At 37.5% G+C, this 21,702-nt stretch carries 19 protein-coding genes; 12 read left to right on the plus strand and 7 right to left on the minus strand.

What is annotated here, in order from left to right; genetic code table 11:
• Position 1: 1 nt before the first annotated feature.
• From AN34_RS14285 to AN34_RS14295, 3 genes are all read right to left on the minus strand, one after another.
• The gene (locus tag AN34_RS14285) at positions 2-2,503 is read right to left on the minus strand and encodes a TonB-dependent receptor (protein WP_029286566.1); all 2,502 of its coding nucleotides are present in this window, start codon (positions 2,501-2,503) and stop codon (positions 2-4) included.
• A 215-nt stretch (positions 2,504-2,718) separates the two neighbouring features.
• The gene (locus tag AN34_RS14290; protein ID WP_029286571.1) at positions 2,719-3,375 is read right to left on the minus strand and encodes a DUF6624 domain-containing protein; all 657 of its coding nucleotides are present in this window, start codon (positions 3,373-3,375) and stop codon (positions 2,719-2,721) included.
• Between the two features lie 378 nt (positions 3,376-3,753).
• Positions 3,754-4,548: a hypothetical protein gene (locus AN34_RS14295; RefSeq protein ID WP_029286572.1), complete on the minus strand. Its 795-nt coding sequence runs from the start codon at positions 4,546-4,548 to the stop codon at positions 3,754-3,756.
• 364 nt (positions 4,549-4,912) lie between these two features.
• Here AN34_RS14295 and AN34_RS14300 point away from each other — a divergent pair, with 364 nt between their 5' ends.
• The 4 genes from AN34_RS14300 (at position 4,913) to AN34_RS14315 (ending at position 10,882) form a co-directional block, all read left to right on the plus strand.
• Positions 4,913-6,913: a sensor histidine kinase gene (locus tag AN34_RS14300; protein WP_055726072.1), complete on the plus strand. Its 2,001-nt coding sequence runs from the start codon at positions 4,913-4,915 to the stop codon at positions 6,911-6,913.
• Positions 6,900-7,535, plus strand: a complete 636-nt coding sequence (locus tag AN34_RS14305; protein WP_029286575.1) for a response regulator transcription factor — start codon at positions 6,900-6,902, stop codon at positions 7,533-7,535. Before AN34_RS14300 ends, AN34_RS14305 begins: the two co-directional genes overlap by 14 nt.
• A 391-nt stretch (positions 7,536-7,926) precedes the next feature.
• Entirely contained in the window at positions 7,927-10,185 is a 2,259-nt protein-coding gene (locus tag AN34_RS14310; protein WP_231625558.1) for a mechanosensitive ion channel family protein, read from the plus strand.
• A gap of 451 nt (positions 10,186-10,636) precedes the next feature.
• Positions 10,637-10,882, plus strand: coding sequence for a DUF3253 domain-containing protein (locus AN34_RS14315; protein WP_029286578.1), 246 nt, complete (start codon positions 10,637-10,639; stop codon positions 10,880-10,882).
• Between the two features lie 27 nt (positions 10,883-10,909).
• Here the strand turns inward: AN34_RS14315 and AN34_RS14320 are convergent, their stop codons facing one another.
• The 3 genes from AN34_RS14320 to AN34_RS14330 all read right to left on the minus strand — a co-directional run bounded on the left by AN34_RS14320 (position 10,910) and on the right by AN34_RS14330 (position 13,502).
• Complete coding sequence (locus AN34_RS14320; protein WP_029286580.1) at positions 10,910-11,719, minus strand: hypothetical protein; 810 nt, start codon at positions 11,717-11,719, stop codon at positions 10,910-10,912.
• A 43-nt stretch (positions 11,720-11,762) separates the two neighbouring features.
• Positions 11,763-12,185: a hypothetical protein gene (locus tag AN34_RS14325; protein WP_051666578.1), complete on the minus strand. Its 423-nt coding sequence runs from the start codon at positions 12,183-12,185 to the stop codon at positions 11,763-11,765.
• 360 nt (positions 12,186-12,545) lie between these two features.
• Positions 12,546-13,502, minus strand: a complete 957-nt coding sequence (locus AN34_RS14330) for an AraC family transcriptional regulator (RefSeq protein ID WP_051666580.1) — start codon at positions 13,500-13,502, stop codon at positions 12,546-12,548.
• 196 nt (positions 13,503-13,698) lie between these two features.
• On the opposite strand from AN34_RS14330, the gene AN34_RS14335 reads away from it, so the two are divergent.
• The 8 genes from AN34_RS14335 (at position 13,699) to AN34_RS14370 (ending at position 20,963) form a co-directional block, all read left to right on the plus strand.
• Positions 13,699-14,481, plus strand: a complete 783-nt coding sequence (locus tag AN34_RS14335; RefSeq protein WP_029286584.1) for a hypothetical protein — start codon at positions 13,699-13,701, stop codon at positions 14,479-14,481.
• Positions 14,478-16,895 carry a TonB-dependent receptor gene (locus tag AN34_RS14340; protein ID WP_197285528.1) on the plus strand — a complete coding sequence of 806 codons (2,418 nt, stop codon included), beginning with the start codon at positions 14,478-14,480 and terminating at the stop codon, positions 16,893-16,895. The genes AN34_RS14335 and AN34_RS14340 overlap by 4 nt, the downstream gene beginning before the upstream one ends.
• Complete coding sequence (locus tag AN34_RS14345) at positions 16,892-17,719, plus strand: DUF4249 family protein (protein WP_029286587.1); 828 nt, start codon at positions 16,892-16,894, stop codon at positions 17,717-17,719. The genes AN34_RS14340 and AN34_RS14345 overlap by 4 nt, the downstream gene beginning before the upstream one ends.
• Before the next feature lie 15 nt (positions 17,720-17,734).
• On the plus strand, positions 17,735-18,160 hold the full coding sequence (locus AN34_RS22135; RefSeq protein ID WP_029286589.1) for a helix-turn-helix domain-containing protein: 426 nt from the start codon (positions 17,735-17,737) through the stop codon (positions 18,158-18,160).
• A 38-nt stretch (positions 18,161-18,198) separates the two neighbouring features.
• Positions 18,199-18,789, plus strand: coding sequence for a hypothetical protein (locus AN34_RS14355; protein ID WP_051666582.1), 591 nt, complete (start codon positions 18,199-18,201; stop codon positions 18,787-18,789).
• 182 nt (positions 18,790-18,971) lie between these two features.
• Complete coding sequence (locus tag AN34_RS14360) at positions 18,972-19,427, plus strand: helix-turn-helix transcriptional regulator (RefSeq protein ID WP_029286592.1); 456 nt, start codon at positions 18,972-18,974, stop codon at positions 19,425-19,427.
• A gap of 383 nt (positions 19,428-19,810) precedes the next feature.
• Positions 19,811-20,317, plus strand: a complete 507-nt coding sequence (locus AN34_RS14365) for a plasmid maintenance system antidote protein (RefSeq protein ID WP_029286593.1) — start codon at positions 19,811-19,813, stop codon at positions 20,315-20,317.
• A 1-nt stretch (position 20,318) separates the two neighbouring features.
• Complete coding sequence (locus AN34_RS14370) at positions 20,319-20,963, plus strand: nucleotidyl transferase AbiEii/AbiGii toxin family protein (protein WP_029286595.1); 645 nt, start codon at positions 20,319-20,321, stop codon at positions 20,961-20,963.
• Between the two features lie 115 nt (positions 20,964-21,078).
• Here AN34_RS14370 and AN34_RS14375 read toward each other — a convergent pair whose 3' ends face one another.
• Complete coding sequence (locus tag AN34_RS14375) at positions 21,079-21,387, minus strand: hypothetical protein (RefSeq protein ID WP_029286596.1); 309 nt, start codon at positions 21,385-21,387, stop codon at positions 21,079-21,081.
• Positions 21,388-21,702 lie beyond the last annotated feature (315 nt).

A 21,702-nucleotide genomic window follows, 5' to 3' on the forward strand; every position in this document is an offset into this window, starting at 1 on the left:
ATTAAAATTTATAAGATAATGTGGTCATGAACTGACGCGGTGGAATAGGGTTTACACTGTAGTTTTCATGAACGAAATAATTTAATTCGTTGGTGATATTGGCAATTTTTGCCAGCAAAGAAAGTTTTTTCCAGCTGTAACCAGCAGAGAAATCAAACGTAGTAAAGGCACTTAACGGAATCAGCCTGCTGTACGCCTGAATTTTAGAATCATTGTATCCGCCGTTTCTTGCTCCGGTATAGTAAGCAGAAGCACCAAGTTTCAATCCTTTCACACTTCCTTCCTGAAAAGTATAAAATAACGTTCCGTTTGCTGTATTTTTAGTAGAACCTACTAAACGCTGGCCTTCAATAATGCCACCTAATGTAATGGTTCTGGTTGCGTTAGGCTGTGCTGTTGTTGGCGCCGGAACGGTATAAACTGTTTTATCACGCGTTTGCGTATAGCGAATATAGTTGTAACTATAGCCTGCAATAAAGTTTAAGCCTTTTACAATGGTACCAGTGATGTCAAGTTCCAAACCATCGCTTAATGTTTTTCCATTGAGTTCTTTAATGTTTGCATCGCCATTTGGAGCACCCTGAGCATTTAAAAGTGCTTGCTGTGCAAATTTATCATTTGCAATTCTATATACGGTTAAGTTAACAGAAAGTCTGCCCTTGAAGAGATCATTTTTAACTCCAGCTTCATATTGATCAACTGTTGATGGGTCAAGAGGAGCAAGGTTAATGTCGGTACCCGTATTCTGAATGAAGTTGCTGGCATAACTTGCATAAATTGAAGTTGTTTTTAATGGCTGATAAATTAATCCAAATTTTGGCGTGAAAGCACTTTCTACTTTCGATTTGTCTAAGTTGTTTACACTGAGTGTTTGTACACCTGTGGCTAAATTAGTTGAAACCGTTCGCGGTGTTTTTTGAAAAGTGTAACGCACTCCGGCAAGTACTTTAAACTGATCCGTGATAGATACTAAATCTTGTGCAAAAGTACCCATACGATACAATGGTGCAAAAGTTTGGGTGATCATGTTTGCGGTCGGCTCGATTCCTGATCCAAAATAAGTAGCTGGATCCAATAGGTTAACATTTCCATAATTGAACGTAGCCAGGTTATTATTAAAAGTGAAGCCACCGCTTGTAGTACGAGACTGGTCTGCATCTGCACCAACCAATAAGGTATGGGTAACACTTCCGGTTTTAAAGAAACCATTCAGGTTAATTTGTTCGTTATAGGTAAACTCTTTTGTTTTAGAACGGGTAACGTTACGGGCTGCAAAACCATATGGAAGAGGATTGCTTGCCACTTTGGTATCAGCAAATGGGCGCTCGGCACTAAAATAATTCCGGTTGTAAGATTGAAAATTGGCTAAAACATTTAACTTCCAGGTATCACTAAACTTATGATTAATGTTTAATTGTGAGGTTACAGTGTTCGTTTTGTTATAAGCCCAGGGTGCATTTACGAATGCACCACGACCAATATCAACGATTTGATTTTCAACCGTTCCAATTCCGAAATCGGGTGTCATATCACTTTTTAAATAATCCCCTTGAAGCAAAATGTCTGTTTTATCACTGATCTTATAGAGCAATGAAGGGTTCACATAGATCCGGTTTGATTTTACAGAATTTCTGAAACTAGCTGCATCTTCATAGGTGCCAATTAAGCGGAATGCCAGTTTTTCAGATATTGGTCCGTAAATATCCGCTGTGGGTTTGTACATGTCGTAACTTCCTGCACGCATTGATACTTCGCCACCATACTCAAACTTAGGTTTTTTGGTCACCATATTAACCACTGCACCACCAGTTACGCCACCATAAAGTAAAGCAGCGCTCCCTTTTAATATTTCTACTGATTCTAAAGTACTGGTTTCAGGCATACCTCCGCTACTGGCACGAGAACCGTTTTTAAACACGTTGTTGGTGCCTAAGCTATAACCACGGGCGAAAAAAGTCTCACCACTTACTGATCCGCGATTTTCTCCATAAGCCACACCATTAACATTTTTAAGTACATCACTTAAACGGTTAGCCTGTTGATCTGTAATAACCTGATTGCCTATAATCTGTACAGCCTGGGGAAGATCCATCGGTGCGATGGCAATCTTCCCCAGGTTCACTGGTTTTTTGTTGGGCGTTTTGTAGCCAGTTATGGCTACTTCATCCAATTGTGATGACGATTCTGCTATGGATAATGAAACTTCTGCGTTTTCGCCAGCCACAACAGAAATATTTTTCTCCTGTGCAGAAATGCCGATTGCTGAAATCTTTAATACGTAATTTCCAGGTGAAATATTTTTTAGTGTGAAGTTTCCTTTTTCATCACTTTGTGTTGTTTTGGAAGTATTTTTTAAGCCAACACTTACAAAAGGAGCTGGATTGCCATCACTAGTTTTAATGGCACCTGATATTGATCCATTTCTTGATTGAGCGTTGCTAATACTGGTTAGAAAAATTAAAAGCAGGCTCAAGTTAAATAAATAGGTAAAAATTTTCTTCATCTTATTTAGATTAATTCTTAGTTGTCGCAAAAGAAAGAAATTAAAACGAGATTAGAAATTTATTTTTAATTATTCTAAATAATAATAAGATCAGCGTGCTTAAGATAGTAAATGATGCAATCACTCCATTAGTGCCTCCTCAAAATAACGAAAATTAGCTTACGAAGTTTAGAGCGCTTGTGCAGAAGGGAAACTTCGTAAGCTTAATTTATTAATTACTGGTTCTTTTTACGCATTTTCTCCTGGGCAACTTCAACTGTTAAATCCTTGTCCCATATTACTTCAGCCTGGTATGTTTTTTTAAGAAGTTCGATGTATTCATTAATGGTTAAAAGACCCATTTCTTTCCTGCGTTCATCCAGATTTTGGGGATCATCAATAGGCCAGATAGTAACGATATTACCCGTTTTAAGAGTTTGAGTACCATAGGTTTGTTTTTTTCCACTTCTCAATTGCATCCTATCCTGTAACGTTGCCAAGTCACGTTTAGCAACAATGCCCTGATTTGCCTGTAATTTCAGTATTGGAAAGTATTTTGCCATAAATGCCGTATCAGCATGATCAATAACTAGAAAAATTGTATTGTTTTCTTCAGCACTGAGTCCTTTTGGCCAACCACATCGATCTAAAAATGATCCGATAAAAAGCTGGTTTTGTTTGTCGCTGGCTTTCATTTCCAGGGCAACTTTTTTCATTGCTTCCGGATCTTTTGTAGCCATTTCCTTAATAACTCTGCTCCTGATTCCCTGATCAGCTTCGCGAATCATTTTTAGTTTCTCGCTAATGGCTTTGCGATCATTGCATGCCAAATCCTGAGCGTGTAGTGTAGAAAAAGAAAGAAAGAGGAGTAAATAGGTGATTAAAGTTTTCATTTTTATGATTTAAATTGGTTTAGGTTTGATTGTGCGCCATCAGGCAACGTCGGCAAAATATAAAATCTTCATTAATCTACGAAATATTTCGTATTTAATATTGCTGCTTTAAAATAATCTATATAAAGTCTTTAGATAGGGGGTAAATACTTTCTTTTTAAATTATTGAGAAAAAAAATAGCATCAACACCACTGGCTAATTTCAAAGCCGTATGAAACGTCAGTCGGTTTTAAGCTGCATTCCATAAGGGCAGAGGTCATTATAACACCATTATGATCATATATTATAATAGCCTCATTAGTTTAAATATATACTACGGGCATTGGTAAAGCTTGCCGATAAGAATTGGACTAGGTGAGGTGAGGGTAGCATCCGATCTACTTATTTTTGCTAAAACCGTAGATTCTGATATTGCTTATCATTACTTTGGCTCCATTTTCATACTCCCAGGGTGCAGTGATGTAAAAATTCTTAGCAGCAGTAGGCGTAAATAGCTCCGTGTCTACAAGTTTAGTTTTATCCAGGTATACGGTCATGTTTTCTCCATTTACATGCATGGCTACATGTATAGGGTGATTTAAGCTTTCCGTCAGATCGAAAGTAGTATTAACATATTTTTTCGGATTACTATTGCCGACATTAACCTGATTGGTATCATAATAATGAAGTTCCACGTAAGCACCCGCATTGCTGGTATAATCCTGAACACTGTTATCAGGCGTAAAGCCAAATGATAAAGGAGCAATATCCTTGATTTGATCGCCGGAGGCGAGGATGTCAAATTCTAAAGTAAATCGCTTTGGATATCTGATGGGTTTAGTCAGTTTATAGATTGCTTTATCCCGTAACAGCATCCATTTACCGTTTTCACTTTCTGCTGTCATCACTATTGCTGCTCCATTTGTTTTGATGCTGGTTGCTGTTGCTCCTTTCGCGTATTTTGAAAAATTCTCAGCAAAAATTAAGGAGTCTCCGGAGATAAAATCAAACTCACCATCCGTACGATTATTTTTAGACTTATGGGATGAATCTTTGTTTGTTACCTTTTTTTCTATAGCCTTTTCTGCCTTATCTTTTGCTTTTTGCAGCAAGCCTTCTAATTGTGCATGTACTTTATTTCCTGATAGCAGGATAAACGTGACCAACGAAATGAATAGAATGTTTTTCAACATGGTTATAAAATTAGTTCCTGATTAAAAATTACAATAGTGGTCTTCCGTCATAAGTTATGTTTAAGTATTAAGAGCGCTTTTAACACGTAATTTAATCATAGCATGAGCAATACTGATGATTGGCTATATTATCTTGTTTTACTTATTTAGGAGACTTAAACAAAATTATTAGAAGTCATTCTTTAAATAAATACCATAATTCATCGTTTTTTTTCTACTGGTTTTTAGGTATTTTTCGCCGCATATGGCCAAAATTATGGTTGCTTACAAATTATGACTGATATTTACACATAAGCTTTGAGCCTTTAAATAGTGATTGCATGCTATAAATGTTGCTCAATGCAGTTATACTGTTATTAAATTAATGAAAAAATTATTTCTATTTATACTTTGCCTCTTAGGTGCTTATCAGGCATTCTGCCAGCAACAGATTCCACTTAATGAAAAACATTATCTGGATAGCCTGCAAAATATTTTGAAAGCATCGGGTGCAGATAGCTCAAAAGCCAATGCTAATTTTCTATTGGTAGATTATTGGAAATTTAAAGACACACTGAAGAGTAAATCTTATCTCTTAGCCGGAAGGAAAATTGCAAAAACGGATTCCTATTCTAAAGCACTTTCTTATTTCTATGAAGGACAATACTACTTTAACTGGGACAAAGCCAAGGCATCGGTAGCTTTCAAAAAAGCGGCAGATGCCCTTGCTCCTTTTACTACAAAAATGGCTTACGCCAAGCGGGCAGCAGCATGGTATAATTATGCGATCATGAATATGGATAAAGGTTATGGCTTTATTGCAAAACTTACGCTTGAAAAGTCCATCCCTGATGCAGAAAAAACCGGAGATCCCACTCAGGTAGCTCAATATTATACCCGGTTGGCCACCATTTTAATGAACAATTCTCAATTTGCCAAGGCTACGCTGTATAATGAAAAAGCAATCAGTTTGCTGGAGAAAGCTAAAAAGGATAAAACCAGCCTGTTATTTGCCTACCTTGGTGGCGTTAGTATTTACTGTTATGAAAATCATGCAGAAAAGGCCAAAGTATTGTTAGATAAAGCATACCCACTATTAAAACCATTCCCGGAATCAGTGAACTATACGCTTTATTATTATAATGAGACACTCTATTTTACTACTATTCAATCCTTTAACCAAGCACTAGCCAGCATTGAAAAAGGTATTGTTCTGGCTAAAAAGTATCACCAAACTCAGCTTTATCAGATGTTCTTATTTAGTAAGTATGAAATTTTCGGGAAGCAAAAAGAATATAAAAAGGCAAGGCAAATTCTACTGGATATTATTAAGGAAGGTACGTTAACAGCCAGTATGATTGATAAGGCTACGATTTATGGAGAATTAGCCAAAACCAGTGCGAAGTTAAATGATTATAAAGAAGCTTACACCTGGTTAAGCAAATACCGTATGGTAAATGATAGCGTTAACAGTGATCAAACAAATTTGAAGATCAATGAGTTGGAAACCAAATACAGGAGTGTTAAGAACCAGCAAAAAATAGCTTCGTTAGAGGCACAAAATAAACAGGCACTGCTTAATGCGAGGAATAATCGCCTCTACAATCTGGCTCTTGGTTTAGGGTGCCTTTTTCTGCTGGTATCATTAGTTTTTGTTGCTGTAATTGCCAAAAACCGATCAAAACTGGCAGAACAAAAAGAAATTAATTACCAACAGCAGTTGAGTGAAATGGAACAGAAACAGCAGCTTAAAGTAACAAAGGCTATGCTTGATGGCGAAGAGCATGAACGGGAACGTGTAGCCAGAGATTTACACGATGGTTTGGGTGGGATGCTGGCAGGTGTCAAAATTGGGTTATCTGGCTGGACAGATACCCAGCCTGGTGTTTCTCAGGATAAAGACCTGCATCGAATTATTGGCCAGTTAGATACTTCCGTGAGTGAGCTTCGTAGAATTGCCCGGAACATGGTGCCAGAAACGCTACTCGATTTCGGACTTGAAGTGGCCCTAAAGGATCTATGTGAATTTCATATGCGTGATGACTTGCAGATTGCCTTTGAAGCTTTTAACATTGAAACCAATATCCCTATTGCCATTCAGCTTCATATTTATAGGATTGTGCAAGAATTGCTTTCGAATGCAATAAAACATGCACGTGCATCAAGCATCATTTTACAATGTACACAGGATGCACAAGTTTTTCTGATTACACTTGAAGATAACGGCATTGGTTTTGATCGCACGAAGCAGGAAAAAAGTAAGGGGATGGGCTTAAAAAGCATCAAAAATAGGGTAGACTTTTTTAATGGCCAGCTGGAAATTCTTTCTGGTATAGGGGAAGGCACAACGATAAACATTGAACTGAATATAGATGCAACAAAATAAGTTAAGAACGGTCATTGTTGATGATCACCCAATTGTGATTGAAGGGCTGAAAAATCTATTAAAAAACGAATCAAATATTGAACTGATAGGAGGCTTTCAAAATGGGGCCGATATTATGTCGTATCTGGAATTGGAAAGGGTAGATTTGATTTTATTGGATATTACGCTGCCGGATGTGAATGGCATGGATCTTTGTTTGAAGATTAAGAAAAAGTATAGATCTGTAATCGTTTTAATTCTAAGTAACCGAACGGAGCGGAGCATTGTGGTGCAAACGATACAGAATGGGGCAAGTGGATACCTGCTTAAAAATAGCTCTCTGGATGAACTCAGACGTTGCATTGCTGAAGCTGTAAAAGGCGGCATCTGTTATAGTAAAGAAGTAACAGAAATTCTGAGTAGACCATCAAGAAATGAATTGCTCGCAGCACCAAGGCTAACCAAACGCGAAAAACAAATTCTTGAACTGATTGCTCAGGGGAAAACCAGTCAGGCTATAGGCGAAGAATTATTTCTGAGTCCATTAACGATAGATACCCACCGGAAAAATCTGCTGCAGAAGTTTCAGGTTAAAAACGTAGCAGAATTAATCATGTCTGCCAATCAGCAAAATTTATTTTAAGCTTGAAAAAAGAATCCATTCGCAAAGTGTGCAAATAGCACAATTGATTGCTAAATGGTTTGTGGGTTACAAGGAATTTCGTTATTGCAAGGAGGTGCGACAGCTTGCCTAAACCTTTAGGAGAAGCAATCTTTTTCAGCAAGCTTAGGTACATTACCTTCATGATATATTATTAGCTACAAGACCAGAGAGCCCCTATATCAAAATGCAAATTCCATCGTTTATAAAATCAATTGAATTCGTTATGTTTGACTGTTGTGTCACCAGTCAGCAGATCCTCCACTTCGATATTTAAATGATTATAAAAAAGACCTTTTCCATAGCGGCTATCTACCTTACCTTACTGCTTATTTTTTATTCAGGCCATGCATTTGCGCAAAAAGCACAAATAATGGAAAAGGATCAGGATGTGTCTATTCTTTCTGATTCTGCAACCTTAACCAAAGGCGATTATCTGATGCATTTGGAGAAGGTGTTCGAAGCCATTAATAAAGTTCCGGTAACCATAGGCTCTTTTAAAAAGCTTAAGCCCATGGAAGCACATTTAACCCAGGATGAAGCAGCACTTGCGCTCCTTAAAAGCAGATTAACTCAAGAAGAACGATCTCTAAATCTTCAGAACCTGCAAATGGACCAGACCCTGTTGGATGAGCTACAAAGTAATAATAAGGACTGTCTGTCTGACCTTGATGAGTACGAAAAAGAATTAAGGGCATTAAAAACGGAAATCCTGAATCTCCGAAAAGATACCGTACTTCGTAAGGTGTTTACACAACCTGCATTACGTATCTTATTTAAAGATCAGTTTGCAGAGTTAAAGAAGAAACGTGCCGTAACAGATAGTTTAATTAAAGCAGCAACGTTATCCATCAATAATCTTCATGCAAGAACCTCATCTAACTTAATTAATATTAAGGAGTTAATGTACATTACGGATAGCCAGCTTGATGCGGTAAGCATTAGAGCTTTTGGTAAAGAGCGCCGTTATCTTTGGGAAACAGTAAATCGTCCGGCAAATAAAAGTATGGGTTTCCGCAGATTTATTCAGGGAGAACAGGAAATATCTGGCTATTATTTTGTGTATACCAGAAGTAGCCGTGTGCTCTTGTTTTTTACCTGTGCAATATTCTTTTTCTGGGTATTTTTTAATTTTCGAAGTGTAAAGCAACATGGCCGTTTAGAAGCCCTTGATGATTTTACATTAATCAGTCCGCAGCCCTATTTGATTACATTGATTATGCTTTTTGCGTTGGCACCAATCTTTGACCTTAGGGCTCCTGCACTCTATATTGAAGCTGTACAGGTACTACTGGCCATTGTACTTTCTATATATTTAAGAAAAAAACTGGGCTCCAAATTATTTTATTACTGGTGCCTGTTTGTGGTACTTTTGCTGGCTCCTGTCTTTTTACGTCTTTTAGGTATGCCACCAAGATACCAGCGCTGGCTGCTCTTGTTTTTGAGTTTATGTTCAGTTGCATATGGCGCCTTGATCTGGAAAATGCTTGACGAAAACCTTAAAAGGTATAGAATGATTCTGGTAACTGGTTTCATTTATACCGGCTTTGCTGTTATTGCTGTTTTCTGCAATTTATTTGGGCGTTTTACCCTTACACAAATATTTTATTCAACAGGAGTAAGTTCGCTTCTTAATGCCATATCGCTGACCATCCTGGCCAAAGTTGTGGTAGAAGCCTTTTTATTACAAATGAAAAGCAGCAGAATTCGTAAGGGGTATCCGGAGTATTTTGACTGGCAACCTGTAATTTCTGGTCTTAAAAAATTAACGGGTATTGGTGCTACGATCATTTGGTTTGTGATATTTGCCACTAACCTTAATGTTTTTAACGGACTTTATGAATCGGTAATGGAGGTGTTAGTTGAAAAAAGAACTATTGGAAGTTTCTCTTTTACTTTTGGAGGTATTGTATTGTTTTTGGGGATTATCTGGATTGCCAACTTCTTACAAAAGTACATTGCTTATTTCTTTGGCGATACCGGAGATGATAGTTTTGATGATAATAAGGGTGAGCGTTCTAAATTGTTGGTTACCCGATTGGTGTTGTTGATTGGTGGCTTTTTGATTGCGGTTGCTGCATCTGGATTACCTATCGATAAAATCACTGTGATTCTTGGTGCACTGGGTGTTGGAATTGGTTTAGGCTTACAGAATATTGTAAGCAATTTTGTATCAGGGATCATCCTCATTTTTGATAAAACCATCCGTATCGGCGATATTGTAGAGTTAAGCAATAAAAAGGGTAGGGTAAAGGAAATTGGGGTACGGGCCAGTACTTTACTAAGTGATGAAGGTGCTGAGATTATCATTCCAAATGGTTCTATTTTATCGAATAACATCATCAACTGGACGCTGAGCAACAATCAAATGCGTGTGGATCTTTCCTTATCTATTGCTAAACCATTTAATTCTACGGAGGTGGTTAGCCTAATCAGGGAAATTATTATAGATAATAGTAATGTATTTATCAGTAAGGAACCGATTATTATGATTAGTCCGGTAAGTAAGTTGAACAGCAACATTAACATTTATTTTTGGTGCAAGGATATTTCTAAAGCTGATTTAACAAGGAGTATTATTAATGCAGAAATTTTCGAAGTATTTGAGGAGAAGGGTATTGAGATTTTGTAGATCATTTAACAACACGTAAGATGTGCATAGATTGTTATCTTTAAAAGCGATCTAACGTTTAACTGGATTATGGCTTTACAGATTTTTAAACATGCAATAAAATGCAACTATCATGCCTTAGGGATGCAATAGGACTGGAAGGGATATCCTATAGCCTTAGCCTATTGCGGTCATCATCATTTAGTAACTTTCGACATGACTGGAAATACCAATTTTTATTTTCCCGCAGATTTTTGAAGATAAGGAGCGCAGATTTAAGAGGATGATATATTAAATGCTATTTCAATCTGCGCCTTTAATTATCTTAGATCTGCGGGAAACAATCTATATATCTTTAAGTGCTAGTTGAAGAAGATGATATTTTGATTATCAACAGGTTTGAGAAAGTAATCAAGTTTTTAATATTTGATTTTTTCTCAAATCAATAACTGGATTTATTTGTTAGCATCCTATGCAAGGGCCTCCAGATATATCAGCAACCATTTTGTCTACAGCGATACAACGCGGCCCTCAAAAAAGTACCTGTCCGTCTGAAATTGCCCGTATGCTATTCCCTGATGATTGGCGAAAACACATGAAACACATTGTTGAGGTTGCTATTGATTTGCATCATCAAGGCAAAGTAGCCATAACACAAAAAGGGATACTTATTGATGTGAATCGCATTAAAGGACCTATCCGCATTAAAATCATTTAATTTATTTTAACCTTTTTCGAAACAGCCTTAATTACATGTACTGTTAATCAAAATGGTTTGTTTTGTCCTTTCATCTTGTGTTTGCACGCCATTACTTACCGTTAATGAATGAGTATTTTCTATAGTTTTATTAACTACACCACTGCTATTACGGGTATAGGTGTATGTTTTTGTAATGTCTGAACGAAAGTTTCCGGATGTATACGTATATAAGCTACTTGATAAGATATTTTTGGAAATAGTTCCGGTAAGAGATAACGGAATGGTAAATTCAATTGGGCCAAAAACTAAATAACGCGTATCGGTGTCAGTTTTTGTGGCAACATCATTTGAATAGCTGTAGGTGGTGACTCTTTTTACTGAAGGATCTTCAGGATAGGTTTGGGTTAAGGTAGCAAGATTGCCATTGCTGTAAGTAAGGATTTTGGTATCAGTTAAATTGTTGTTTAGATAGGCTTCTATTTTAATTAAATTTCGGTTTCCATCATAAGTCATGCGCTGTTCAGACTGGTTACTTAAATCCGTGACTTTCGTGGCCAGGTTGTTAGCAATATCAATTTGATAGGCCGGTACGCCAGAAGATAATACCTTTACCTTGTCTGTAGCATATTCAAAATTGAACTTTGCACTGCTGCTGCTTATTGATTTGATTTGACCATTTTCATAATTCGAAAGGGCTGTCTCAGAGACTGTTGTTAAATCTCCGTAAATCACTTCGTATTTTGTTTCACAATTGCTTGCCGGAGTTGGTTCATCAATTGGTTTTTTCTTGCAAGAAAGTGTGAACACAGAAATGATAATAAGCATTAATAATGCAAAGGGTATATTTTTTTTCATAGTTATTGATTCAATGATATTTGGGTTTTATTATTAATTAATTCTAAAAAAAGATATCTATATAATCTGTGGTTTCACCATCACAATTGAGCATTTGTTGCAACCTCCAGTACTTTCTGGTTCCACTAGCCTTAAATATAGAAAGGCCGTTAAGTTCACAGGGCTGACCACCATTAATGGAATTTATTTTTGAAATAATAGTTCCGTTAAATTTCAAAGTCCGTCCCTGGTTCAGAAATGTTCCTTTAATGGTTACGTATTCCTTCGTTTTTTTATCCCTTTGTTCCCCTTCAATACTGTATTCTTCGTCGCCAATACTCTTGATGTATACTTTACCCGGATTGGTTTTATTAAAACTGATCCATTGAATAGTAAAAGAATGTGATCCTACTCGCACTGGTTTTATTTGTGAATGTGCCTTAGGGATGAGGAAAAGGAAGTAAGCGATAATTAGAATGTATTTCATTATTATTAATATGGTTAAATGATCTGGTCAGTATTGATCTATTTTCATCAGTAATCTGCGTACTCTATGCTAAAATCAAAATCGTTCCAAAATTAAATGGTGGTTGATTTGGAGCAGTTCTTAGAAGGGTTTTTAGTAGTGATTTGGGTGACAAGGCTTTTAGATTTTGTTACTATAAACACTTCCAGTTTATTTTAGTTTTTAAAGCACCATATTAATTTCACTTAGCATCAAAGATTAAATCTATTTTGGCTACACGTCTGAATGTGGGTATTGCACGGCATCATTCCCAACTAAATAACTTAAAAACAGCGAAAATGAAGCTTGAGAATAGAATAAACGGTTGAACAAAATATCGCTCTAATTAACTTTTGCATACTTCTTAGGCTTCAAGCCGTGGTGTTTTTCGAACAGGCGGGCAAAATGACTTAGATTAGAAAAACCTAACTGATACCCAATTTCTGCTATAGAAAGATTTTTATCTTTAATGAGATTGCCAGCGTAGTCCATTCTAAACGTTTGGTAATAGTTATAAATGCTGTTTCCAAAAATTTGCCTAAAGAGTCGGGTAACTTTGCTTTCACCCATCCCATAAATTTTAGCAAGTTGCATCAGGTTCGGTTTAACACTGAGGTCTTCAATCACCTTATCCCTGATTAGATAGATTTTTTTGATGTCATCATTGTTTAGCGGGTATGCTGATAAATTATCGCGTTTTTCTAGTACTGAAAACAGGAGGTAAATTAATTCCTCGGCCTTAATCCGATAAAAAAAATCCCGTAAGTGAGGCGGAGCTACTGTTGTCAGGATTTGATTAGCAACGTTATGCATTTCAGGAGAGATTAGCTCTTCAAAAATAAATGGCTTGTTGCTGAAGAGTATATCCTGCATCTCCGTACGGTCGTTTTTAGGATTAATCAGCGTTCTGAGCTGTTCTACATCAATCATAATGATGATGGTATTGAACTTTGTTTTGGAAGAAAAGAGTTCCTGATAGTCTACACCTCCTGATTCGATCTGGGCAAAAGGCAATGATGTTTTCTGGTTTTTTTTGTCATCCTTGTCGTGATAGATGTTATGGAAGGTTAGCACAATACTGCTTGCTCCAGTTGCATTCGTAGAAATATTCAATTCTTCTTTTAGCTCATATTGCCGGATCATAATGGTAGGGCCATTGGGTATAGCTATTCCCTTAATATATCCCGTTCCGTAAAGTGGCGGAATTTGCATGGTGCCATCAACTACAGGAGCATCAATAGCTTTAGCAATCGCACTAATTAATCCCTCTGGGCTTTCACAATTAATTTCAAGAATCATTTTAACTGGATCGGACTATTTTTAAGGCGAATATAGCTATTTAATGATTTTTATCGCTGGTACTTTTGTAAGCGTCAAGATTAAGGGCCACGTCAGATATGAACGTACCAATTAAAGAAAAGATGATGAAGGATCGTTATAGCGTATGATGTAACCAATAATGACTTCAAATACATTTAAAATTTAAACCCAATTCATGATCAAAATTTTAATTGAACGAAACAGCCTGCTTTTTAGCTTTGGATTGTTGAATATTATAGCGGCCATTGCCTTTCTGATTTTGATCCAATTTTCGGACGCCGTGATTGCAGGCAGTAATGCATGGTTAAAGCCTTTTAAGTTTGCCATATCCATTGCATTATTTTCATGGACGATGGCCTGGTATGCTTTCGAGCTAAAATCTCAGGGGGCTGTAACCATCTACAGTTGGGTCGTAATCATTACGCTTGGTTTTGAGATCATATACATTTCTGTTCAGGCTGCAAAAGGGCAGCTGTCACATTTTAATACCAGCTCATCATTTTATGCTACCATGACGATACTGATGGGGGTAGCCGCAGTAATCTTAACTCTTTGGACACTTTATATAGGCATTCTCTTTTTCACAGATGAGGTAAGGCCAATGCCACATTATTACCTATGGGCCATACGGCTGGGCATTATTCTTTTCGTGATCTTCGCGCTTGAGGGAGGCTTGATGGGGGCCAGGCTCAGCCATAGCGTTGGCCAAATTGGAGATGATGAGGGGCTGCCGCTTGTGAAGTGGAGCACCCGGATTGGTGATCTTCGCGTTGCCCATTTTATTGGGATGCACGCCTTGCAAATCATCCCGATTCTTTCCTGGTACGTGATAAAGAACACGAAAGGGACATTCGCGCTTGCCCTTATCTATGCCCTGCTTGCTACATTCACCTTTCTTCAGGCTATACGGGGCAGGCCGATTTTGAAGTTTCCTGGTAAAAATATCACACAAAAATGAGCTTACCATTCCAATTCATGATCAATCTTTTAAATTCAAACGCTAAATGGCTGCTTTATTTCATCATACTGTTTTTCTTAAATACCATTCCGCTTTATGCTCAACAAAAATTCTCTGTGAAGGGTGTTATTTCGGAGCGTAAATCAGGCCTTCCGCTGCCAGGGGTAAGCATCATGGTAGTTGGCAAGAACCAAAATACTGTTTCTAATGATAGGGGAGAATATTTACTTAACCTCACCAAAGGATTTCATCGCCTTCAAATCGCTTATGTAGGTTATGTTTCTCAGGCCGTTGAAATTGATGTTCAGGGAACGGTGGTTCGAAATATCCAACTGCTGGAAAACCTTCAACAATTAACGGAAGTTAATGTGATGGGGACCACAAAAGCTGTTGATATTAAAACGCCACAGATGAGCCAAAATCGGTTAACGATGAAAGAGATCAGCCAGATCCCGGCCATATTTGGTGAGGTAGATCCGCTTAAGGCCATTCTGCAACTTCCAGGTGTGACCAATGCTGGCGAAGGTTCATCAGGGTTTAATGTCCGCGGCGGTACTGCAGATCAGAATCTGATCTTACTTGATGAAGCTCCAGTTTTTACCTCATCCCACTTGCTTGGCATGTTCTCCGTATTCAACCCCGATATCATCAAAGACCTGACTTTATATAAAGGTGGCATTCCGGCCAGATATGGTGGAAGGGTATCCTCGGTACTGGATGTTAGCACCAGAGATATGACCGTACCTGCCTTTGAGCTTAGTGGTGGAATTGGTTTAATTACCAGCAGGCTGACTACTGTGGTTCCCTTTGATCAGGATAGAGGTGCTATGCTTTTGTCGGGCAGGAGCTCGTATGCTCACCTTTTTCTCAAACTTACCGGAAGTCAGAATACAGCTTATTTTTATGATCTGAATGCAAAAATAGATTATAGGCCTGGCCTTAATAACCGTGTATCACTCTCCGGCTACCTTGGAAGCGATGCCTTAGGGATTAGTGATAACTTTATTAATAATTATGGCAATGCTTTTATCAATGGCAGCTGGGTACATGACTTTTCGAAAAAAACCACTGGCACGCTGACTGCTGTATATTCAGGATATGATTTCAGATTAAGGATCAATGCGATTGGGTTAGACTGGACCGCTGGCATAAATGGTACAAAGTTTCAGTATGACATTGTACATACTGCATCAGACCGCTTTAAGCTAAGTTATGGCTTGAACGTGATCTATCAACGCATTAAGCCAGGGGAAATTGTACCCTTTGGTGACCGATCGCCAGTGAATGCCTTAAAATTTGTGGATAAAAATTCCTATGAACCTTCGGCTTACATCCAGGCTGAGCAGATGATCAATCCCTGGCTAAGTCTCAGTTACGGCCTTCGCATCAGTTCATTCTTCAGGATGGGGGGACGCAATCTCAATTTGTACGATTCAGGTCCGGTAGTATATGATCAGCAGCTTGGCATTTACAATGCTGCGGAGCCCTCTGCGGTAGAGGCTTTTGCCAGTGGTAAAATAGTGGATCAATTTATATACCCTGAGCCCAGATTTGCTGCATCGGTGCAGTTGAATACTCAGCAGAGCATCAAATTCAGTTACCACAGAATTGCTCAATATCTGCACCTGATTTCCAATAGTAACTCACCAACACCTGTAGATGTTTGGGTGCCCAGTGATAGATATTTCAAACCTCAAATTGCAGATCAAATAGGGGTAGGTTATTTCCGTAATTTCAATAATAATCAATATTCGATGGAGGTGGAAACCTATTATAAAAAAATCCAAAACAGATTGGATTATATTGATGGTGCCAATCTTGTAGGAAATGATGCACTCGAGCAAGTGACCCTGAATGGTAAATCTAGGGCCTATGGGGTGGAATTCCTTTTCAGAAAAAATTATGGAAAGCTTACCGGCTGGCTCTCTTATACCTTAAGCAGAACGGAGCAACAAACGAAAGGTGCAAAGCCTAATGAGCCAGGGATTAATAATGGCATGTGGTACCTCACTAATTATGATAAACCTCATCAGCTTTCACTGACCTCTTTTTATAAACTTAACGATAAACTATCCATTGGCGCAACATTTACTTACCAAACGGGCAGGCCAACCAGTTATCCGGTGGGCAAGTTTAACTATGCCGGAATAGAAGTTCCGATATATGGTCAGAGGAATGCCTATCGATTGCCCGACTTCCATCATTTAGACCTTTCAGTGTCTTATATTCCAAACCCCACATCCATCAAAAGGATTAGGGGCGAATGGGTTTTAAGCGTTTATAACCTGTATAACCGAAAAAATACGTCTTCCATAAACTTTGGTCAGAATGAGGATACCTACCAAAGCGAATCGGTAAGGCTTTCCATATTTGGTATTGTACCAGCTATTACTTATAACTTCAAATTCAAATGAAACCAATACCTTCCACTTTCATCGCCCTTATGTTTTTCTACCTGATCCTTTTTTCGTCATGTGAGAAGACTGTTATATTAGACCTGGAAACTGCAGTTCCTAAATTAGTGGTGGAGGCCGATATCAATTGGGTTAAGGGTACTTTGGGGAATCATCAGGTTATTCGTTTATCCCTATCCACTCCCTATTATGCCAGTCAGGCTTCACCCGTTGCTGATGCCAGCAGCGTCACTGTAAAAAACAGTGCGGGTTTAGTCTTTAATTTCGTTCCAAAGACAGTTCCTGGTGAATACGTTTGTGAGGATTTTGATGCCAGGCTTGGCGAAAATTATGAGTTGAACATCACTTATAAAGGGGAGAAATATTCGGCAACTGAAAGGCTTATTGAATGTCCGGAAATATCAAAGGTGATACAGAATGAGGATGGTGGTTTTGCCGGAGATGAAATGGAAGTTACGATGCTATATACTGATATTTCAAATACCGATAATCAGTACCTGACTGTTTTTAAATCGCCGTATACTCCAATCCCTCAGCTGTCTGTTTTTGAGGATAAATTTTACAAGGGTGTTCAAATGTCTGCCAGTATTGTAGAAGAGCGTTTAAAACGTGGTGATGTGGTTGAGATCAGGTTAGAGGGCATATCTAAACCCTACTTCAACTATATGAGGTTATCGCTTCAAAATGTTGCCGGTGCAAATCCATTTCAGGCGATTGCCGCTAATGCGAAAGGGAATATCTACAATAAAGATGTGGCCGGTGATTATGCGTTGGGATATTTTCGGCTATCTGAAACAGATGTGATTGATTATGTTATCCAATAATCGTTTCGCCCTTAAATGAGGTTTAGGCCAATTGTATTTAACCCCGCTTTCGGTATTGGCTTATTAAAGTGGAAGTACATTGCTTCATTTTTTGAGATCATCATATTGGTTTCAACACTGATTTTCGAATACAATGTTCCGACATTGAGCTACTTTTGTTCTGATCACCTTTTATACTTTTCGGCTGGTTATCTGGCAGAGCAGCTTAACCTATCAACAAGGTATCTGAGTGATTTATTAAAACAGCTTACAGGAATTACTACTCAGCAGCTCATACAAAATAAAATCATCGACTTGTCTAAAGATAGCTTAACAGGAACCACTTTGTCTGTCAGCGAGATTTCCTATCAATTGGGTTTTGAGTATCCACAATCTTTTAGTAAGCTATTTAAAGCTAAAACAAATCAAACACCTTTAGCATATCGGCAATCATTTAACTAATTTAGTTGTGCTAAGGAGTTCCTTTTTCAGACCTACATATGTTAAAAAATAAAATCTTCTGCACTCTATTAATGTTCTTCCTGCTTGCGGTATTATCCAACTGTAAGAACAATCAGAAACCTTATACCCCTCCAGGTAGCCCCATAGCGAAGGACAGCACGCTTACCAATAAACCTTCCTCCAGATCTGGAAAAATTGGTGAAGCTGTTTCTCAGGAATCTGTATCTCAAGCCGCATCTCCGGAAGGAATTGAAGGAACTTACGTGGTTATCAATAAGTATGAAAATGCTGAGAAATGTATGATGAAAATTACCATCGAAAAGACTTCTGATCAGTATCGCTATACATTTCAATCAGAAAGCCGAACATTAAAGGGTAAGCTTTCACTTGAAGCGGATAAGAGTGGAAATGGTTATTTCATCACTCTTGAAGGTATAGAATGGAGCGAATATGAAGGGGCATTAGATGATGAGGGCGAACCTAAAGAAAAGGATTTAGCGTTGCCTGTTGGGATTCAGGGTGCCATTCAGGAGAACGCAATTACCATTCAAAATTATGGCAATTCAATGAACTATTACCAACAATTGGCTGATTGCGGTGATAAATATATCGTATTGCAAAAACAATAAAGTTTGGGTTTATTTTTCCAATGGAAGTTTGCCGATTTACTTTTGTTTTCTGATACAGTTCTTTTTTCTTTCCAAGAAACGATGATCAAAAGTATCCCTTAAATAATTAGGGGAGCAGCGGAAGCCTTCCTCCTTGTTAAAAGAAATATAAAACCATATGGAGTAAAACTGGTTAAAATTAAATGATTAAAGATATCAAGAAGCTTGAAAGTATTTTAACCCCTGAAGCTATTCTTAAACTCGAGGGGGCAGCAGCAAGACATCAAACGCAGTCTAATATTATTTTTACTATTGAGGCCGTTGGTGATCATACGTTAGAAATACAAACCACCCAAAACGAAACCCTTTCTGGAAAGTACGCGACTGAGGCTACGCTTGTTAAAAGAACACAGGATCTTTTTAAGAAAATATTGCCCAATTTTAAGGTTGCTGTAACCACACAAACACATCTTCCATCTCCGGCTAACGTAGTTAATACATTGTGGATAGAAAAGAAAATGCAAGAAAAGGGTGTTAGAATAAAACAAATTGCTTTTGACACGGGGGTTGATCGGGAAAGCATATCGGATTGGGTGACAGGAAAGCGATCGATGAGCCAGATCGTTAAGGCGCTATTCTATTTTTATTTATCTAAATAATCTTTTATCTCTGAGTAATTCATCGTATTGAAACCTTATTGATTAGCCAAAATGTTTTATCCGCTGCGTAATTGGATACTATATTTAGGTTAAAAGAGCGACTAATGGTGATTGATGAGTATGTAGGATGGTGTTAGAGTGTCATCATCTATGTTGGCCTCTAATATCTAATTATTGGCTGCTTATCAGTAATTTACCGCGACAGAAAATGAAATTATCTATTAGATCTGAGAAACTATCAAAAGTTTTTAAAAAGCACCATATTGAAGGGCTGCCCTATAATTATTGAAATTTGATGAGTTCTATGATTTAGATATATCATAATTATATAAACATATTTTAATAAACAATTTTGTTTATTAAAATATGTTTATATTTGTAGCATGGAAGCGACACTCGAAAAATATAGAGGAATACATCCTGGAATGATTCTGGAACGAGAACTTAAAAAGAGAAAACTCAAAAAAGGCCCTTTTGCACTTTCGCTCCACGAATATCCGCAGACACTAAATGAGGTGACTAAAGGTAAGCGTGGAATGACGCCTGCATTATCTTTAAAGATTGATAAAGCACTGGGATTGGAAGAAGGCACAATGCTTATTCTACAGGCATATTACGAAATCAAAAAGGAAAAACAGAAAGAGGAATCCCAAGAGCATCCAGATTTATCCATTATTCGAAAAATACTCTTTTGGGATACAGATATCAATAAAATTGACTGGGAGAAACAATATAAATATGTTATTCAGCGCATATTTGAACGTGGGAATAACCATGAAAAAAAAGAAATACTAAGTTTTTATGGAAAAGACAAAGTAAAGGCAATTACAGGTAGCACCAACATTAATGGCAATAGTATTCCAGTAATGCTGCATGAAAAACTAAAATAGTATGTTGTATTGGAACACTGTAAATGAACTGTTAAAAAACACCCTGATTATATTGATGCAGTCTGAGGAATTCCTTAAGTTCAGGCTCGTAGGTGGCACTGCTTTAAGCCTGCATTTAGGACATAGAATGTCGGTGGATATCGATTTGTTTACCGATGCCTCTTATCGCTCCATTGATTTTGATCGTATTGAAGACTTTCTAAAAGCATCCTTTGGATATGTAGAAGGAAATTTTGGTGGTAACCCCGGTATGGGAAAATCCTACCTGATTGGAACAGATAAGGATAATGCTGTGAAACTTGATGTATACTACTCCATGGATCCCTTTTTTCAGCAGGCCATAACAGAAGACGGTTTAAGATTAGCTACCGTAGAAGAAATTATTGCGATGAAAGTAGATGTAGTTCAAAGAGGCGGAAGAAAGAAAGATTTCTGGGACTTGCACGAAGCCTTGAACCAATATAGTATTAATCACATGAAAGATCTGCATCGGCAACGTTTCGAGTGGACACATGATGAGGGATTAATCCATCAAAAATTTACCGAATTTAAAGGAGCCGATGCCGACCCAGATCCAATTTGCCTGAGAAACAAAGAATGGATTTTCATCAAAGAAGACATTGAACAAGCTATTGTTAATAGTTAAAATGGACTATTTCCCCGCCTTGATCAGAATAAATAGTGATGATAAACTATTTATTCTGAAATTTATTTTGATTATCACTAAGTTTTTAATTTCATAATTAAAAACTTATAATTGTTTATGAGCTTGAGATCACTTTCAGATTAATATCTGCAAACTCTTTCATATAGGTATCAGTTACAGCTAAAAGCGTTAAAATATCTTCAGATGCATTTGCTTTCGAAAGTCCAGGTTGAACAATATAAATTTCGAATTCAACAGGTATTTCATTTTTAATGATATTTAACATTTTTGTTAGGTCTTGGTGCGTTCCTTTTTCTAATCTACTACAAGATGCCCCACTTCTTGTTTTATTCTCACGGCGAAGTAAGTGATTAATAAACTCTTTGCCATTTTTATGTTTCCAATGGATTTGTGCACTTCCCAAAATTCAGACCAGTTAAAAGTAGAATTCTAGACCGAGCGCAGCGAGGCTATTGGAAAAACTATTAATTTTAATTGGTAATATGAAAAGAATTAAGTTTACGGAATCCCAGATTGTAAAAGCAATCAAGGAACATGAGAGCGGCAAAAACGTGCTAAATACCTTGTTTGCCTTGATACAACGATGCAAACTTAGCTTTACAGTGGTTAGAAATCAAGATGTTTAGTCTTATAACCTATTCAATGTCAGGTTTTTAAACGCTATTCGTTGAGTCATTTCTGTTTTGTAATTGACTCACCGAATCACTCACCTATAGGA

This window comes from Pedobacter sp. R20-19 (assembly GCF_000708265.2).
Taxonomy (GTDB): domain Bacteria; phylum Bacteroidota; class Bacteroidia; order Sphingobacteriales; family Sphingobacteriaceae; genus Pedobacter.

Excerpts from the sequence above, each read along its gene's own strand:
- AN34_RS14285 (WP_029286566.1), bottom strand. The coding sequence starts at position 2,503 with ATGAAGAAAATTTTTACCTATTTATTTAACTTGAGCCTGCTTTTAATT.
- AN34_RS14290 (WP_029286571.1), bottom strand. The coding sequence starts at position 3,375 with ATGAAAACTTTAATCACCTATTTACTCCTCTTTCTTTCTTTTTCTACA.
- AN34_RS14295 (WP_029286572.1), bottom strand. The coding sequence starts at position 4,548 with ATGTTGAAAAACATTCTATTCATTTCGTTGGTCACGTTTATCCTGCTA.
- AN34_RS14300 (WP_055726072.1), top strand. The coding sequence starts at position 4,913 with ATGAAAAAATTATTTCTATTTATACTTTGCCTCTTAGGTGCTTATCAG.
- AN34_RS14305 (WP_029286575.1), top strand. The coding sequence starts at position 6,900 with ATGCAACAAAATAAGTTAAGAACGGTCATTGTTGATGATCACCCAATT.
- AN34_RS14310 (WP_231625558.1), top strand. The coding sequence starts at position 7,927 with ATGGAAAAGGATCAGGATGTGTCTATTCTTTCTGATTCTGCAACCTTA.
- AN34_RS14315 (WP_029286578.1), top strand. The coding sequence starts at position 10,637 with ATGCAAGGGCCTCCAGATATATCAGCAACCATTTTGTCTACAGCGATA.
- AN34_RS14320 (WP_029286580.1), bottom strand. The coding sequence starts at position 11,719 with ATGAAAAAAAATATACCCTTTGCATTATTAATGCTTATTATCATTTCT.
- AN34_RS14325 (WP_051666578.1), bottom strand. The coding sequence starts at position 12,185 with ATGAAATACATTCTAATTATCGCTTACTTCCTTTTCCTCATCCCTAAG.
- AN34_RS14330 (WP_051666580.1), bottom strand. The coding sequence starts at position 13,502 with ATGATTCTTGAAATTAATTGTGAAAGCCCAGAGGGATTAATTAGTGCG.
- AN34_RS14335 (WP_029286584.1), top strand. The coding sequence starts at position 13,699 with ATGATCAAAATTTTAATTGAACGAAACAGCCTGCTTTTTAGCTTTGGA.
- AN34_RS14340 (WP_197285528.1), top strand. The coding sequence starts at position 14,478 with ATGAGCTTACCATTCCAATTCATGATCAATCTTTTAAATTCAAACGCT.
- AN34_RS14345 (WP_029286587.1), top strand. The coding sequence starts at position 16,892 with ATGAAACCAATACCTTCCACTTTCATCGCCCTTATGTTTTTCTACCTG.
- AN34_RS22135 (WP_029286589.1), top strand. The coding sequence starts at position 17,735 with ATGAGGTTTAGGCCAATTGTATTTAACCCCGCTTTCGGTATTGGCTTA.
- AN34_RS14355 (WP_051666582.1), top strand. The coding sequence starts at position 18,199 with ATGTTAAAAAATAAAATCTTCTGCACTCTATTAATGTTCTTCCTGCTT.
- AN34_RS14360 (WP_029286592.1), top strand. The coding sequence starts at position 18,972 with ATGATTAAAGATATCAAGAAGCTTGAAAGTATTTTAACCCCTGAAGCT.
- AN34_RS14365 (WP_029286593.1), top strand. The coding sequence starts at position 19,811 with ATGGAAGCGACACTCGAAAAATATAGAGGAATACATCCTGGAATGATT.
- AN34_RS14370 (WP_029286595.1), top strand. The coding sequence starts at position 20,319 with ATGTTGTATTGGAACACTGTAAATGAACTGTTAAAAAACACCCTGATT.